The organism is Actinoplanes hulinensis (assembly GCF_019429605.1).
GTDB lineage: Bacteria > Actinomycetota > Actinomycetes > Mycobacteriales > Micromonosporaceae > Actinoplanes > Actinoplanes campanulatus.
In genome coordinates this window covers 233280-248695 of the sequence record NZ_JAHXZI010000014.1, presented here as the reverse complement: position 1 = coordinate 248695, position 15416 = coordinate 233280, and the positions used below count along the sequence as shown (strand labels likewise).

The window sequence follows — 15416 nt, the reverse complement described above, 5'->3', positions numbered from 1 at the left end:
GGGGTGCAAGGGTGAGCGAGGTCCTTCGGGTGCTCGTCGTTGACGACGATGACCTGATGCGGGCCGGGCTGCGGGCCGTTCTCTCCAGCGACGACCGGATCGCGGTGGTCGGTGAGGCCGCCGACGGGCGGGAGGCGGTGACGCGGGCCCGGGCGCTCCTGCCCGACGTGGTGCTGATGGACGTGCGGATGCCGCACCAGGACGGGATAGCGGCCACCCGGGATCTGAGTTCGGTCGCACCCGAGGTTCGGGTGCTGATCCTCACCACGTTCGAGGACGATGACTACGTGTTCGGGGCGCTCAATGCGGGAGCGTCCGGGTTCCTGCTCAAGCGGACGCGGCCGGAGCAGCTGATCGAAGCCATTCACACGGTCGCGGCCGGGGAGTCGCTGCTGTCGCCGTCGGTGACGCGAACGGTCATCGACCGGATGACGACGGCCACTCCGCCGGATCCGGAGACAACGCGACGGCTGCGGGTGCTGACCGCCCGGGAGCGGGATGTGTTGACGCTGGTGGCGCGGGGTCTGTCGAATGCGGAGATCGCGACGGAGCTGTTCGTCGAGGAGTCGACGGTGAAGACCCATATGAAGCGGATCCTGCCCAAACTGAAGCTCCGCGACCGGGTGCAGGCGGTGATCCTCGCCTACGAGACCGGTATGGTCCGTCCCGGGGAGAACGCTCGATGAGGTGGGATCACACTGCGACTGTTGACGTTGAACACACTGTTCAAAGGGGATGTCCGGCCGCGGCTGCGGGTGCTCGGCGAGATCCTTGAAGAGTCCCGGTACGACGTCGTCTGCCTGCAGGAGGTCATGTACCGGCATCTGATCCCTCGGTATCCACATCGGGTCTCGGCCGGAACGGTCCTGCTCAAGGGTGGCCTGGTGGTGCTGTCCCGGTGGCCGGTGACGCGGTCACGGTTCGTCCGGTTCCCGTTGACGGCGCCGGCCCGGCCCGAGTATCTGATGCGCAAGGGCGCCCTGGTGGTGACCGTCGATACCGACGACGGCGAAGTGGTCGTGATCAACACCCATCTCTCGGCCAACCGGGACGACGACTGGTCGGCGGAGAACCGGTACACGGGTATCGCGCGGACGGAACTCGGGGTGCTGGCCCGGCAGGTCGCAGCGGTCGGCCCGGCGGCGCCGGTGGTGGTGACCGGTGACCTCAACGTGCCGCGTGACTCCGTCGTGCTGCGGGAGTTCCTGAACGGGACCGGGCTCCAGGATGTGCTGGCCGGTGACACCCGGCCGACCTATCGTCCGACGCCCGGGTGGCCGAACCCGCCCGCCTTCGACCACATCCTGGTACGCCCGCCGATGACCGGCAGCGCCCACCTCGTCTTTCAGGACGAGGTCACTCTCGCCGACGGACGGCGCGCCCACCTCTCCGACCACTACGGGGTGGAGGCCGACCTCATCCTGAGCCCGGCCGGCTGAACCCGCCGATCGGTCTCCGGCACCAGTGGAGCGTCGCCGCGGACCGGCGGGTGCCCGCCGACAGGTTCGGGTGCCGGTTCGATGGGGCCGAGCGGGCGACCTCGCGCACCGTGGCGGTTATGCGGACAGGGTCATGGACACAACACTCATACCCTTTACTATTCTCAGACATGATAACGATGTCAAAAATGAGAACGGTCTAGGAATGTGACCGGGATGACCACGGCGGGGCTGCTGCTGCACCCGGTCCGGTTGCGGATCGTGCAGGCCTTCCTCGGCGATCGCGCCCTCACCACGCTGCGGCTGCGCGAGCTGCTCCCCGACGTGGCGACGGCAACCCTCTATCGGCAGGTGGCCACCCTGGCTGAGGCCGGGGTCCTGGAGGTGGCCGAGGAGCGCCGGGTGCGCGGCGCGGCCGAGCGCACCTACCGGCTACACACCGGAAACGCGGTCGTCGACGCTGGGGCGGCCGCTCAACTGACCGTCGAACAGCACCGGGCCGCGTTCGCCGTGTTCGCCGCCGGCCTGCTCGCCGACTACGACCGCTGCCTCGCACGCGGCGACATCGACCTCGGCCGCGATCTGGTCGGCTACCGGCAGGCGGCGCTGCACCTCACCGACGACGAACTCGGCGAGCTGATGACCGAACTGGCCGGGGTGTTCGCCCGGCGCATGGCACTGCCACCCGAGGGCCGCACCCGCCGGCTGCTGACCACCATCCTGATGCCGGCGGATTAACCGCTCCGCGTGCCGAGGTGGGCCAGGAAGGTCCGGACGGCGCCGGCCGGCGGTGTTCGTGGCCCGTTCCAGATCGCGCGCAGCTCGCGGCGCAGATCGAGGTCGACGACCACGACATGGTGCAGCCGATCGCCGCGCAGGTCGTCGGCGACGGCCAGCCGGCTCAGGACGGCGGGACCGGCACCGGCGAGGACGGCGGCGCGCACCGACGCGGTGGTGGACAGTTCGAGCGCCGGTTTCGGCTGGCGGGTGCCGGCGCCCAGGCGGCTCCGGAGCGCGGTCGCCAGGAATTCGCGGGTCCCGGAGCCCGCCTCGCGGGTGACCAGGGGTGTGTCGTTGAGTTCCTCGGCGGTGACCCCGGAGCTCCGGCGTGCCCAGCGGTGATCGGGCAGGACGACGAGGACCAGCTCGTCGTGGGCGACGACACGACTGCGCAACCCGCGCGGCGTGCCGGATCCCTCGATGAAGCCGAGGTCGGCGTCCCCGGCCCGGATCTGATCGACGACGGTGTCGCTGTTGGTGGCCTGGAGCACCACCTCGATCGGCTCCTTCCCCTGATGACGGGCCTGCGCTCGCATCGTGACCAGCCAGGCCGGAAGCAGCTGCTCGGCGATGGTCAGGCTGGCCGCGATCCGCATCCGGCCCTGGGCGTCGGCGCGCAGCGACGCGATCCCGGTGTCGACCTCGTGAGCGGCCTGGAGAAGGCGGTCGGCCCAGCCGGCCAGCACGGTGCCGGCCGGGGTGAGGACGGCGCCGCGAGTGGTGCGCACGGCGAGGCGGATCCCGGTGCGGGCCTCCAGCCCGGCCAGACGAGCGGAAACGGCCTGCTGGGTAAGGCCGAGTTCACGTCCGGCGGCGCTCAGGCTCCCGGTGCGCGCGATCGCGAGCAGCAGCTCCAGTGATGAGAGATCCGGCATCCGCGCGCTCAAGGCCACAAGCCGGAATCGTACACAGCCACAAATCAGGCTTGTGACCTCACAAGGTTGTGGCAGCTACCGGCCGGTCCACCGGACCGGAATCGTGATTCCCATGAACACGACACTGGCGAATCTGACTCCGAACTGGTTTGCCTCGGTCATGGGAACCGGCATCGTGTCCACCGCCGCGCTCTCGCTGCCCCTCCGGTCCGCCGGACTGCGGATGTTCGCCACCGGTGTGTGGGCGCTCGCGGCGCTTCTGCTGATCGCGCTGACCGCGGCGACGGGGGCGCATTGGCGCCGTCATCCGCGGACTGCCCGGGGCCACCACCTCGACCCGGTCATGGCGCACTTCTACGGCGCCCCACCGATGGCGCTGATGACGGTCGGAGCGGGAACGCTACTGGCCGGCCCGGAGGTGATCGGGCCGCAGGCGGCCGTCGCGGTCGACTGGGCGCTGTGGTCCGCCGGGACGCTCGCCGGCCTGTTCACCGCGGTCGCGATCCCGTACCTGCAGTTCACCCGGCACGAGAACGTGGATCCGCGCAGCGCGTTCGGCGGCTGGCTGATGGCGATCGTGCCCCCGATGGTGTCGGCATCGACGGGCGCGATGCTCGTGCCGCACACGCCGGCGGGTCAGCCTCGCCTGACCATGATGCTGGTCTGCTACGCGATGTTCGGGATCAGCCTGCTCGCCTCACTGGTGGTCATCAGCATGATCTGGGCCCGGCTGGTTCATCACGAGATCGGGCGGCCCGGATGGTGCCGACCCTGTGGATCGTTCTCGGCCCGCTCGGCCAGTCGATCACCGCCGCGAACCTGCTCGGCGGTGTGGCCTCCACCGCTCTGCCCGCCCCGTACGCGGATGCGATGGCGTCGTTCGCGGTGCTGTACGGCGTACCGGTCTGGGGTTTCACGCTGCTGTGGGCGGCCCTGGCCGCGGCCGTCACGATCCGCACCGCCCGCCGCCACCTGCCCTTCTCGCTGACCTGGTGGTCGTTCACCTTCCCGGTCGGCACGGTGGTCACCGGTACGTCAGGACTGGCCCTGCACACCGGCGCCACCCTGTTCCGGGTCAGCGCCGTCGCCCTCTACGCCGCCCTGGTGGTCGCCTGGGCCGTGGTCGCGGCACGCACTGCCCGTGGAAGCATCCGCGGCACCCTGTTCGCCCCGGCACCGCGGCCACTGCCCGCCGGCGTGTGAACACGTGACGTCCGGTTCGGGACTTAGGACCCGGGGAAACGGGCGGACCGGTTCTCGGTGGGCCCGCGCCGCCGGCCGAAAGGGCTGACATGCAGCGTCCGACGGAGGTGCGGGAATGACGGCCCACAACGAGCCGGCTGTCGCGGGTGTCCGGGCGTCGTTGCTGCGCACGGCCGGCTTCGCGTCGGCGTTCCTGCTGGTGGAGGTCTTGAGCCGGGCGCCGTTCACCCACACCGACCTGTACGAGCTGTGGCCGTCGGTGGGCGTCGTGGTGATGTGGTTCGTCGCGCAGCTTCGGTCGCCGGTGCGGTGGGTCGACCCGGTGGTGCTGGTGGCGGTGACCGTGGGCGTCAACCTGGCCGCCGGCCAGACCGTGGCGGTCGCCGCGGTGTGCGCCCTGGTCGCACCGTTCCAGGTCGGCGTGTACTTGTGGTTGTCGGTCCGCGGGTGCTCGCAGCATCCCGGTGTGCCGGGCCGTCCCCGGCTGCGCCGCCCCGCGGACCTGTGGCCGAAACTGGCCGCCGCCGCCGGTGCCGCCACCGCCGGTGCGGTGGTCGGCTTCCCGGGCCTGTGGGCGGCCACCGGCACATTCTGGTGGAGCCAGGCCATGACCATGCTGATCAGTACGGCTGTCGGCATGGTGATCTGCGAGGCATTGGCCCAGCACGTCGCGGCGGTGCTGGCCGACCTGCGGGCCCGGCACGGAACGTTGTCGGCAGCGTGGCGGCAGGCGCTGCGCGAGGTGCCGGGCACCCGCGTCGGCGAGTACCTGGCCGTGATCGGATGCTCGGCGGCCGCCTACAGCGTCATGTTCTCCCTTCCCGGCGTCTCCATGGTGTTCCCGCTGCTCGCCCTGACCGTATGGGCCGCCGTCCGGCTGTGCACCACCTACGTCCTGGCATTCAGCGCGGCCGTCACCCTCGCCGCGGGCGTGGCCACGCTGTACCGGTCGGGGCCGTTCGTGACGCTCGGCTCCGCCCACACCGAGGTGCTGGTCGCGCACGTGTTCGCCGCGACATCCGCCCTCATCGGCCTGACCCTGGCTCTGATCCGCGACGAACGCGCCACGCTGACCCTCGAACTGACCGCCGAGAAGGAACAGGCATCCCGGCAGGCAGGGCTGATGAACGCGATCATCGACTCCATGTCCGACGGCATGGGCGTCCACGACCGCGACGGCCAACTGATCATGCACAATCCCGCCCTGGTGACCCTCCTGGGCCGGGTCCGCTCAACTGGGACACAAGACCCCGTCGCCTTTTACGGGCTCCATCACATCAACGGCACCCCGATACCCGAACACGACCTGCCCTGGCGCCGGGTCGCCGCGGACAGGCAGACCCACGTCCTGGACATGCTCGTGCGCAACCCGGACCTACCGCATGACCGGATCCTGCGCTGCACCGCCGCCCCCGTGATCCACCCGGACGGCTACATGCACCGCACGGTCGTACTGATTCACGACGTCACCGCCGAAACCCGCCACCGCGACGCATTGGCCAGCTTCGCCGGGGTGGTCGCCCACGACCTGCTCAACCCGCTGACCACCATCGAGGGCTGGACCGAGGCGGCCGACGACGCCCTGGAGGACGTCCCCGAGCACCCCTGCGTGGCCGCCGCCCACGGCGGCCTGGTCCGGGTCAAACGCGCCGCGGCCCGCATGCGCGGACTGGTCAACGACCTGCTCGCCTACACCACCACCCGCGACGCTGCCCTCACCCCGGCCGTCATCGACCTGAACCGGATGGTCACCGACGTCGCCGGCGCGCGCATCGACACCGCCGTCGCCGCCGGCACGCCCGTGCCCACCTTCACCGCCGGTGACCTGCACCCGATGCACGCCGACCCGGTACTGGTGCGGCAGCTGCTGGACAACCTCGTCAGCAACGCCGTCAAGTACACCGCCGCCGACGTGACCCCGCACATCACGATCTCCAGTTCCCGGATGGACGACACCGTCGCGGTCACCATCACCGACAACGGCATCGGCATCCCGGCCGGCCAGCACGACGCCGTCTTCGACACCTTCCACCGCGCCCACCGCGGCCAGGCCTACTCCGGCACCGGCCTCGGCCTGTCCATCTGCAAACGCACGGTCGAGCGCCACGGCGGCACCATCACCGCCAGCGACAACCCCGGCGGCGGCACCCGGTTCACCTTCACCCTGCCCGCCGTGGCTGAAGCCCTGCCCGCCGTGGCCTGAACCGGCTGATCCCCTACGGCAGGTCGGTGGCGCCGGACAGCGGGGCGGTCATCGCTGCGCCGGCCGGTGGAGACGGTGAAACCGCGGTGAAACCGCCGTGATCCGGGCCGCGCGCATGGTCCCCACCATGACTGACATCCCGGCGATCGAGGTGACCGGCCTGCGCCGTTCCTACGGCGATCAGGTGGTGCTCGACGCCATCGACCTGCACGTTCCCGAAGGGTCCGTGTTCTCGCTGCTCGGCCCGAACGGGGCCGGAAAGACCACCATGGTGCGGATTCTCGCCACCCTGATCCGCGCGGACGCGGGCGTGGCCCGGATCTGTGGGCACGACGTGGCCCGCGAGCCCGGCCGGGTGCGGGCCGTGATCGGCATGACCGGCCAGTTCTCGGCGCTCGACGACTATCTCACCGGCGAGGAGAACCTGCTGCTGATGGCCGGGCTGAACCATCTGCCCAGGAGCGAGCGCCGGCGGCGTACCGAAGAACTGCTGGACCGATTCGGGCTGGCCGAGGCGGCGCGGAAGCCTGCGGTGACCTATTCGGGTGGCATGCGGCGCCGCCTGGATCTGGCCATGGGGCTGATGGGCCGCCCGAAAGTGATCTTCCTGGACGAGCCGACGACCGGACTGGACCCGCGCAGCCGCAGGGACATGTGGCAGATCGTTCGCGAGCTGACCGGTCAGGGCGTGACGATCTTCCTCACCACGCAGTACCTGGAGGAGGCGGACCAGCTCGCCGATCGGATCGCACTGCTCGACCACGGGCGGCTGGTCGCCGAGGGCACCCCGGCCGAGCTCAAACGGCTGGTGCCGGGCGGGCATGTGGAACTCCGGTTCGCCGATCATCGAGCGTTGGCCGAGGCCGCCGCGGCCCTGGAGATGGAGTCCGGCGAGGAACTGGTGCTGCGGGTGCCGGGCGGCAACAGGACAAGAACGCTCAGGGAGCTGCTGGGCCGGCTCGACGCGGCGGCGGTCGAGGTGGAGACGCTGAGCGTGCACACGCCCGACCTGGATGACGTTTTCCTGGCGGTGACACGATGAGCGACTCCCTGATCATGCTGCGCCGCCAGTTCCGGCACATGGCACGGGACCTTTCGACGACGCTGCTGCTGCTCGCCGTACCGATCATCTTCCTGTTGCTGTTCGTCTATGTGCTCGGCGGGACGCTCGGCGACGGGCTGGGCGGCGAGGGTGGCCGGCAGGCGTACGTCAACTACGTCGTCCCCGGCATCCTGCTGATCACCGTGGCCAGCGCCGTCCAGGGCACCTCGATCGCGGTGGCGATCGACATGACCAGCGGCATCATGGACCGTTTCCGGACCATGGCGATCGCCCGGACGTCGGTGCTGACCGGCCATGTGCTGGGCAGTGTGCTCCAGATCCTGTGCCAGCTCCTGATCATTCTCGCGGTGGCGGTGCTCGTCGGTTTCCGGCCGGACGCGACCGTGACCGAGTGGCTGGCCACGGCGGCCCTGCTCACCGCCACGGCGTTCGCGCTGGTGTGGCTGGCCGTCGGGATGGGCCTGTCGGCGAAGTCGGTGAATGGGGCGAGCAACCTGCCGATGCCGTTGACCCTGCTCCCGTTCTTCGGCAGCGGGTTCGTGCCAACCGAGTCGATGCCGGCCGGGCTGAGCTGGTTCGCCGAACATCAGCCGTTCACGCCGATCATGGAGACGCTGCGCGGGCTGCTGCTCGGCACGCCGATCGGGAACAGCGGAGCGGTCGCGGTCGGCTGGTGCGGGGCGATCGCGGTGGCCGGTTACGTGTGGGCGAGGCGCAACTACGGTCGCGAGCGCAGCGCCTGAACCGCTGCCGCCCGTAGGAGTGAGCCGTCCAGGTGGGCGTAGGAGGAGACGGCCTCCTCGTACGCCCGCTGGTCGGCCTTCCCGGCGTCGGCCCGGGCGGCGGCCGTGGACATGGTCGGCTGGAAGTTGTGCAGTGTCCGGAACCGTTCGGCCAACGCGATCATCCGGGCCGCGCCGGTGGCCCGATCCGGGTGGGTGAGGTCGGCGGTGGCCACGGCCAGCAGCAGGGTTCCGCAGATCGTCTGCTCGACCAGGTACGGCGGCGGGTTGTCCAGCGGGTGGGTGAGCAGGTCGTGCAGCCGGGCGGGCAGGGCCGCCGCGACGTCGGCGACCAGGTCGAGCCGTCCGTGCCGGGCGTGCGCGATGACCGTCACCGACCGCGCCTCCATCACCCACGGGTCGATGACGCCGTAGGCCTCGTCGGCGTCACGCAACTGGTCGGCGACCCGCCGCCACAGCCGCAGCCCGCCGTCCACATCACCGCGGGCGAACGCCAACTCGGCACGGACGCCCAGGTCGTAGCCGATCGAGGAGGACTCCAGCTCCTCGGCGTACGCGATCGCGGCCACCCCCTCCAGCCAGCGTTCGGCCTCGTCGGCGTCCCCGATCTGGAGGTTCGCGAGCACCAGCCAGGTACGAGCTCCGGCCACCGTGGACTGCGCCCCGAGCCGTTCCATCACCGGCAGCGCCGCGAGCAGATGGTCCCGGGCGGCGGCGCCCTGTTCGAGGTGCAGGCAGAGTTCGGCGACCCGGCAGTGGTTGACCGACCGCAGCCACGGCAGGTCCGGTGCGGAGAAGCGGCCGAGCGCCTGCCGGGCGGCCGCCAGCGCCCCGTCGAGGTCGCCGGTGGCCTCCCGGTGGTAGCTGATCAGGATGCTCGCGGCGCCGGCGAGCAGCGGCTCGGGGCTCTCGCACAGCCGTTGGAGCCCGGCCGGGTCGCGGACCGCCGCGATCACCCGGTCGACCGCCGCTAGCACGGTGTCCGGGGCGGCCGGCCCGAGCCGGCGCAACGCGACGACGGCGCGGACCGGCCGGGCTCCCTCGGTGCCGAACGTGGCGGCCAGCGCCAGCACCAGGGCGCCCCGGGTGACCTCGGCGAACTCCGGTTCCGGCCGGTAGTGCGACAGCGCCCAGGAGGTCTGCCGGGTCAGGACGGTGAGCCGCGGATAGTCGGAGTCGAGCAGCCAGCGGCCGCCGAGGACCGCGGTGACCGCCGCGATGGTGGGCCGGTCGTCCCGGTCGACGGCGAGACGCAGGGCGTGCTGGAGATTCTCCTGCTCCGCCTTGATCGCGACGGCGGGGGCGTACGGCTCCGGCCCGAACAGGGGCGCGTGGTGAGCGAGCCCGAACTCCCGCGCCCAGTCCAGGAACGCACCGGTCGGATCGGCCCCCGGCCGGGCGGCGCTGAACTCGCGGATCGTCTCCAGCATCCGCATCCGCGTCCCGGACGGGGTGTCGTCCACGGTGAGCAGCGAATGGTCGACGAGGTGTTCGAGCAGCATGAGCGGGTCGCCGCCGAGGATCCGTTCGGCGGCCGCGACGGTGAATCCGCCGGGGAACACCGACAGCGCCCGCATCGCCTCCCGCCCCGCCGGATCGAGCAGATTCCAGCTCCAGTCGACGACGGCGTGCAGCGTGTGGTGGCGGGCCGGGGCGTCCCGGGCGCCGCCGCGCAGCAGCCCGAACCGGTCGCCGAGCCGCCCGGCCAGGTCGCTCACCGACATGATCCGCACCCGGGCGGCGGCGAGCTCCACGGCGAGCGGCAGCCCGTCCAGATGCCGGCACACCCGTTCCACCTCGCCGGCCGGCAGGTCGACGCCGGGCCGCTGCGCCCGCGCACGCTGCTCGAACAGGGCCACGCTGGCCGGCAGGCCGAGCTCCGGCAGCCGGTAGACCGTCTCCGACGACAGCCCGAGCGGGGTACGCCCGGTGGTGAGCACCCGCACGTCGGCGTTCGACGCCACCAGGTCACCGACCACGCCGGCGACGTCGGCGACCACGTGCTCGCAGTTGTCCAGCACCAGCAGGTGTGCTCCGGCGGCGGCCGCCACCTCGCCGGCGACCTGGCCGGGACCGATGGCGGCGAGCGGAACCACGGTCACGGTGGGCATCTCGGCGCGCCGGGCCACCGCGTTGGCGAGACGCGTCTTGCCGAGTCCGCCCGGCCCGACGATCGAGACGACCCGGGAGGTACGCAGCAGCGCCTCCACCGCGGCGACGTCCTCGTCCCGGCCGAGCAGCGGATTCGGCTCGTGGGCGACACCGTGCCGCACGGTCGGGGTGAGTCCTTGCAGCAGCCGCCGGTGCTCGGCCCGCACCGCCGCTCCCGGATCGGCGCCGAGCTCGTCCCGCAGCGCCCGCCGGTAGGTGTCGTAGCGGGCCAGCGCGGTCGCCGGCCCGGCCGTCGCCGCCTCACAGCGCAGCAGCTCGACCAGGATCTCCTCGTCGCGGGGCCGTTCCACGGCCAGTTCCGCGAGCGGTCCGGCGGCCTCGGCGTGCCGGTCCAGCCTCGCCAGGGCGAGCGCGCGGGCCCGGGTCAGGGCGCGATGCGCGGTCCGTCGTTCGGCCCGCAGCGCGGCGAGCCGGCTGTCGTCCTCCGGCTCCCCCGGCACGGTCCCCTGCCACAGCGCCAGTCCGGCGTCGGCGTGGGCGAGCGCGGCGGAATGGTCACCGTCGCGGGCACACCGGGCCGCCGCGGCGGCACGGATCAGCACGGCGGAGCTGTCCAGCTGGTCGTCGGCCAGCGCCAGGCGATAACCCGTCGGGGTACGCACGACGACGTCCCCGCCGAGCTGCGACCGTGCCCGGGACACCAGGATCTGCAACGCTTTCGGGGGATTCTCCGGCTGCTCGTCCGGCCACAGTGCCTCGATCAGCCGGCCGGTGCCGCAGCCGGTCCGCAGGTCCCCGGCGAGCAGGGCGAGCAGGTCCCGCAGGCGGGCGCCGGTGATCTCCCGGCCACGGTGGGCCACCCGGGTCAGCAGGACGAGGTCGGGTGTCACCGGGTCAGCGTATCGCCGCCCTCGGAGCCGCCTCCGGCGTACGATCACCGGGTTTTATCCTGATCGCCGACCACTCTCGCACGTCGCACCGGAGCCACGAGCATGAGTAACGCCAGGAGGGCGCGCGCCGAGCAGGTGGAGACGACCCGCGCGCGGATCCTGGCGACGGCGGAGCGGCTCTTCGCCGAGCACGGTGTCTTCACCGTGTCCAGCCGGCAGATCAGCGAGGCGGCCGGGCAGGGCAACAACGCGGCCGTCGGCTACCACTTCGGTGGCAAGAACGAGCTGGTCCGGGCGATCGTGCGGCGGCACGCGACGCCGACGGAGCGGATCCGGGAGCGGCTGCTGGCCGAGCACGGCGGCAGCGACCGGTTGCGCGACTGGGTGACCTGTGTGGTCCGGCCGATCACCGACCATCTCGCCACGCTGGGCGATCCGAGTTGGTACGCCCGGTTCGCGGCCCAGCTGATGACCGAACCGAACCTGCGGCAGCTGGCGGCGGCCGAGGTGGGTGCGGCGCCGACGCTGCACGCGGTCCTGGACGGCCTGCACGAGAGGCTGCCGCACCTGACCCCCGAGGTGTGGCAGGAGCGCGACGACATGGCGCACACCCTGATCATGCACTTCTGCGCGCAGCGGGAACGGGCCATGCCGCCCGGTGTGGACTCACGTTCCGTATGGGCGGCGACCGCGACGAGTTTGATCGACGCCCTCGAAGGGCTCTACGGGGCCCCGTGTCAGAACATTCAGGACCGCATTTAACGCGACAGGCGGCCCCGCTTCACCATCTACATCAGTCAGTTGCTTTAAATTGATCGCCTGGCTGTGCCGCACCGGAAGCTCCCCCGCGAAAGGTCCCACGCATGTCCCCCTCCAACATCCCCGCTACACCCCACCGGTTCACCCCCGAGGAACTCACCGCTCTGCGCGCCAGATATCGCGCCGAGCGGGACCGCCGCATACGGCCGGACGGGGCCACCCAGTACCAGCGGGCGGCCGGCGAGTTCGGCGACTACGCCAAGGATCCGTACACGCCGTTCGCGGAACGGGAGCCGAAGACCGACCGGGTCGAGGCGCTGGTGATCGGCGGCGGGTTCGGCGGCCTGCTCACCGGCGCGAGGCTGCGGCAGGCCGGCGTCCAGCAGCTCCGGATGATCGACGAGGGCGGCGACTTCGGCGGCACCTGGTACTGGAACCGCTACCCGGGCGTCCACTGTGACATCGAGGCGACCGTCTACATGCCGCTGTTGGAGGAGGTCGGCCACGTCCCGGAGTGGCGTTACGCCCCCGGTGAGGAGATCCGCCGGCACTGCGTCGCCATCGCCAAGCGGTTCGACCTGTACGACGACACCATGTTCCACACCCGCGTCACGTCGCTGACCTGGGACGACGCCGCCAACGAGTGGCAGGTCACCACCGACCGCGGTGACGAGTTCCGGGCCCGTTACGTGGCGATCTCGTCGGGCACCATGACCCAGCCGAAGCTGCCCGGCATCCCCGGCATCCAGGACTTCCAGGGCCGCACGTTCCACACCAGCCGGTGGGACTACGACTACACCGGCGACGACCTGTCGAAGCTGGCCGGCCTCCGCGTCGCCGTGGTCGGCACCGGCGCCACCGCCATCCAGGTCGTCCCGCACCTGGCCGAGTCGGCCCAGCAGCTGTACGTCTTCCAGCGCACCCCGTCCACCGTGGACTTCCGCGGCAACCGGCCCACCGACCCGGCGTGGGCCGCGTCGCTGCGGCCCGGATGGCAGCAGGAGCGGATGGACAACTTCCTGACCATCGTGACCGGCGGCCACGTCGACCAGGACCTGATCGGCGACCGCTGGACGGCGACCGCCAAGCTCCAGCGGCAGATGCTGACCGGCACGCTCGACCCGACCATCTCAGCGGAGGAGCGCGAGTACCTCGACGAGATCGCCGACTTCCGGACGATGGACGAGATCCGCGCCCGGGTCGACGAGGTGGTCGAGGACCCGGCCGTCGCCGAGATCCTCAAGCCCTGGTACCGGTACATGTGCAAGCGGCCCACGTTCAGCGACTTCTACCTGCCGGCGTTCAACCGGCCCAACGTGACCCTGGTCGACACGGCCGACCACGGCGGCATCACCCGGATGACCGAGAACTCCGTCGTCGTCGGCGACCAGGAGTACGAGGTGGACTGCGTCATCTTCGCCACCGGCTTCGAGGTCGGCATCTCCGGCGTGGTGTCCGGGACGCTGCCGGTCACCGGCCGGGGCGGGATGCCGCTGCTCGGGCACTGGCGCAACGGGCCGCGTACGCTGCACGGCTTCTACAGCCACGGCTTCCCGAACCTGTTCCACATGGGCGCGCTGCAGAACGCGGCGGCGGTCAACTTCGTCCACGTGCTCCAGGAGCAGGCCATCCACATCGGCGCGGTGGTCGCCGAGGCCACCAAGCGCGGCGCGATCCGGGTGGAGCCGACCGCGGAGGCGGAGGAGGGCTGGGTGCGGACCATCTTCGAGACCGCCCCGAACAACTTCAACTTCCAGGCCGAGTGCACGCCCGGCTACTACAACGGCGAGGGCAACCCGCGGCCGGTGAACTTCTCCTACGGTCCCGGCCCGGTCGTCTTCCACGAACTGCTGCGCACCTGGCGCACCGAGGGCATGGACGACGTCCTGGTCACGAACTGAGTTTGCGCAGCACCACGAGGAACGTCTCACGCTCGGGCGGCGTCAGCCGCCCGAGCGTGTTCTCTTGTGCAGTGCCCCGCCAACCTGCGGATTAACGCTGAACCAACGCTCACCCAACGTGCCGCTGGCAAGGTTCCGGCCAGCCAAGCATGTAGGGGTGAACGGGAATGACTACACGAGAGACCGGGCCGTCGTGGCGGTTCCGGATCCTGGGCCGCGTCACCGCGGCACACTGCCGTGAGGTCGTGCACTGCGGCGGCCCGAAACAGCGGGCGCTGCTGGCGATCCTTCTGCTGAACGCCAACCGGCCGGTGCCGATGACCCGGCTGACCGACCTCATCTGGTGGGAGGCGGGACCGAAGTCGGCGACCGCCAACGTCCGGACCTACGTCGCGGGCCTGCGCCAGGCACTCGGCGGCGACCGGATCCTCGCCCGACCGGCGGCGTACGAGATCATGGTACGGCCCGGCGAGTTCGATGCGCAGGACTTCGCCGACCTGGCAGCCCGGGGCCGTGCCGCGCTCGCTGCCGGTGAGCTCGGCACCGGCACGGACACGCTCGGCCGGGCGCTGGGGCTGTGGCGCGGCCGAGCCGGCGAGGACGTGCCCCGGGCCTTCGCCCTGGACAACCTGCTGACAGCCCTCGACGAGGAGCGCCTAGCCGTCTTCGAGGATTGGATAGCGGCGCTGATCGCCGGCGGTCGCGCGGCGTCGGCCGTGCCCGAGCTGGGCCGTTTCCTGTCCGAGCACCCGTTCCGGGAGCGGGCCTGGCGGCATTTGATGCTGGCCCGCTACCGGTGCGGTGACGCGGCCGGGGCGGTCGCCACGTTCCAGCGGGCCCGGTCGGTCCTGCTCGACGAGCTGGGCCTGGAACCCGGCGCCGAGATGGTGGACCTGCACCGGGCGATCCTGCGGCGCGATCCGCTGGTGACGGCGAGCGCCGCGTGACGCCGTACGTCGCCCTGGCCTGTCTGATCGCGGCCGGCCTAACCTTCGCCGTGTCGGCATGGAGCAAGGCCCGTGGCCGCGCGACCCGGGCCGCGGCGGCTGACCTCGTCCGTACCGTAACCGGGCTCTCCGGCAACCGGGCGCGGGCGGCCGCGGCGGCATTGATCGCCACCGAGGCGGCCGTGCCGATGATGCTCGCCGTTCCGGCGTTCCGGCCGGCCGGGATCTGGCTCACGGTCGGGCTGTCCGCCGCCCTGCTCGGCGGAGTGCTGCTGCTCGCCGGCCGGGACGTGCCGTGCGCCTGCTTCGGCGAGCCGTCGTCACGGCTGTCCGGGGTGCATGCGGTTCGGAACGCCGTGCTGCTCACGGTGGCAATCGGCGCGGCCTGCGCCACGCCATCCGCGGCGGACACACCGGCGGGTCTGGCCGCCGCCTGCGCCGGCACCGTCCTCTGTCTCTTCGTCATCCGATTCGAGGCCCTGCACCGGGCCTTCCGCTAGA

12 protein-coding genes and 1 pseudogene are annotated in these 15416 nt (G+C 71.5%); 11 read left to right on the top strand and 2 right to left on the bottom strand.

Annotation, left to right across the window (positions count from 1 at the left end):
- Nucleotides 1-11: 11 nt before the first annotated feature.
- The 3 genes from KZ829_RS26340 to KZ829_RS26330 all read left to right on the top strand — a co-directional run bounded on the left by KZ829_RS26340 (nt 12) and on the right by KZ829_RS26330 (nt 2177).
- The gene (locus tag KZ829_RS26340; protein ID WP_220146590.1) at nt 12-686 is read left to right on the top strand and encodes a response regulator; all 675 of its coding nucleotides are present in this window, start codon (nt 12-14) and stop codon (nt 684-686) included.
- Nucleotides 687-707: 21 nt separating this feature from the next.
- Nucleotides 708-1439 carry an endonuclease/exonuclease/phosphatase family protein gene (locus tag KZ829_RS26335; protein WP_220146589.1) on the top strand — a complete coding sequence of 244 codons (732 nt, stop codon included), beginning with the start codon at nt 708-710 and terminating at the stop codon, nt 1437-1439.
- 216 nt (nt 1440-1655) lie between these two features.
- Nucleotides 1656-2177, top strand: a complete 522-nt coding sequence (locus KZ829_RS26330) for a helix-turn-helix domain-containing protein (protein ID WP_220146588.1) — start codon at nt 1656-1658, stop codon at nt 2175-2177.
- On the opposite strand, the gene KZ829_RS26325 is transcribed toward KZ829_RS26330, so the two are convergent.
- Nucleotides 2174-3094 (bottom strand): LysR family transcriptional regulator, encoded by a 921-nt coding sequence (locus tag KZ829_RS26325; protein ID WP_246636264.1) that lies wholly within the window; start codon nt 3092-3094, stop codon nt 2174-2176. The genes KZ829_RS26330 and KZ829_RS26325 overlap by 4 nt on opposite strands.
- 112 nt (nt 3095-3206) lie before the next feature.
- Between KZ829_RS26325 and KZ829_RS43305 the strand changes: the two are divergent.
- From KZ829_RS43305 to KZ829_RS26300, 4 genes and pseudogenes are all read left to right on the top strand, one after another.
- Nucleotides 3207-4297: pseudogene (locus KZ829_RS43305) on the top strand (TDT family transporter).
- Nucleotides 4298-4412: 115 nt separating this feature from the next.
- On the top strand, nt 4413-6500 hold the full coding sequence (locus KZ829_RS26310; RefSeq protein WP_220146585.1) for a sensor histidine kinase: 2088 nt from the start codon (nt 4413-4415) through the stop codon (nt 6498-6500).
- 127 nt (nt 6501-6627) lie between these two features.
- Entirely contained in the window at nt 6628-7542 is a 915-nt protein-coding gene (locus KZ829_RS26305; protein ID WP_220146584.1) for an ATP-binding cassette domain-containing protein, read from the top strand.
- Nucleotides 7539-8306: an ABC transporter permease gene (locus KZ829_RS26300; protein ID WP_220146583.1), complete on the top strand. Its 768-nt coding sequence runs from the start codon at nt 7539-7541 to the stop codon at nt 8304-8306. Before KZ829_RS26305 ends, KZ829_RS26300 begins: the two co-directional genes overlap by 4 nt.
- Here the strand turns inward: KZ829_RS26300 and KZ829_RS26295 are convergent.
- Complete coding sequence (locus KZ829_RS26295) at nt 8282-11308, bottom strand: ATP-binding protein (RefSeq protein ID WP_220146582.1); 3027 nt, start codon at nt 11306-11308, stop codon at nt 8282-8284. The two genes, KZ829_RS26300 and KZ829_RS26295, sit on opposite strands and share 25 nt — an antisense overlap.
- A gap of 102 nt (nt 11309-11410) precedes the next feature.
- Between KZ829_RS26295 and KZ829_RS26290 the strand changes: the two genes are divergently transcribed.
- The 4 genes from KZ829_RS26290 to KZ829_RS26275 all read left to right on the top strand — a co-directional run bounded on the left by KZ829_RS26290 (nt 11411) and on the right by KZ829_RS26275 (nt 15415).
- Nucleotides 11411-12070: a TetR/AcrR family transcriptional regulator gene (locus KZ829_RS26290; protein ID WP_220146581.1), complete on the top strand. Its 660-nt coding sequence runs from the start codon at nt 11411-11413 to the stop codon at nt 12068-12070.
- A 101-nt stretch (nt 12071-12171) separates the two neighbouring features.
- Nucleotides 12172-13968, top strand: a complete 1797-nt coding sequence (locus KZ829_RS26285) for a flavin-containing monooxygenase (RefSeq protein WP_220146580.1) — start codon at nt 12172-12174, stop codon at nt 13966-13968.
- Nucleotides 13969-14135: 167 nt separating this feature from the next.
- Nucleotides 14136-14915 carry an AfsR/SARP family transcriptional regulator gene (locus KZ829_RS26280; protein ID WP_220146579.1) on the top strand — a complete coding sequence of 260 codons (780 nt, stop codon included), beginning with the start codon at nt 14136-14138 and terminating at the stop codon, nt 14913-14915.
- On the top strand, nt 14912-15415 hold the full coding sequence (locus KZ829_RS26275) for a MauE/DoxX family redox-associated membrane protein (protein ID WP_220146578.1): 504 nt from the start codon (nt 14912-14914) through the stop codon (nt 15413-15415). Before KZ829_RS26280 ends, KZ829_RS26275 begins: the two co-directional genes overlap by 4 nt.
- Nucleotide 15416: the final 1 nt, after the last annotated feature.

What these genes read in the sequence shown, in the direction of transcription:
- KZ829_RS26330 (WP_220146588.1), top strand. Translation starts at nt 1,656, where the DNA reads ATGACCACGGCGGGGCTGCTGCTGCACCCGGTCCGGTTGCGGATCGTG.
- KZ829_RS26325 (WP_246636264.1), bottom strand. Translation starts at nt 3,094, where the DNA reads ATGCCGGATCTCTCATCACTGGAGCTGCTGCTCGCGATCGCGCGCACC.
- KZ829_RS26310 (WP_220146585.1), top strand. Translation starts at nt 4,413, where the DNA reads ATGACGGCCCACAACGAGCCGGCTGTCGCGGGTGTCCGGGCGTCGTTG.
- KZ829_RS26305 (WP_220146584.1), top strand. Translation starts at nt 6,628, where the DNA reads ATGACTGACATCCCGGCGATCGAGGTGACCGGCCTGCGCCGTTCCTAC.
- KZ829_RS26300 (WP_220146583.1), top strand. Translation starts at nt 7,539, where the DNA reads ATGAGCGACTCCCTGATCATGCTGCGCCGCCAGTTCCGGCACATGGCA.
- KZ829_RS26290 (WP_220146581.1), top strand. Translation starts at nt 11,411, where the DNA reads ATGAGTAACGCCAGGAGGGCGCGCGCCGAGCAGGTGGAGACGACCCGC.
- KZ829_RS26285 (WP_220146580.1), top strand. Translation starts at nt 12,172, where the DNA reads ATGTCCCCCTCCAACATCCCCGCTACACCCCACCGGTTCACCCCCGAG.
- KZ829_RS26280 (WP_220146579.1), top strand. Translation starts at nt 14,136, where the DNA reads ATGACTACACGAGAGACCGGGCCGTCGTGGCGGTTCCGGATCCTGGGC.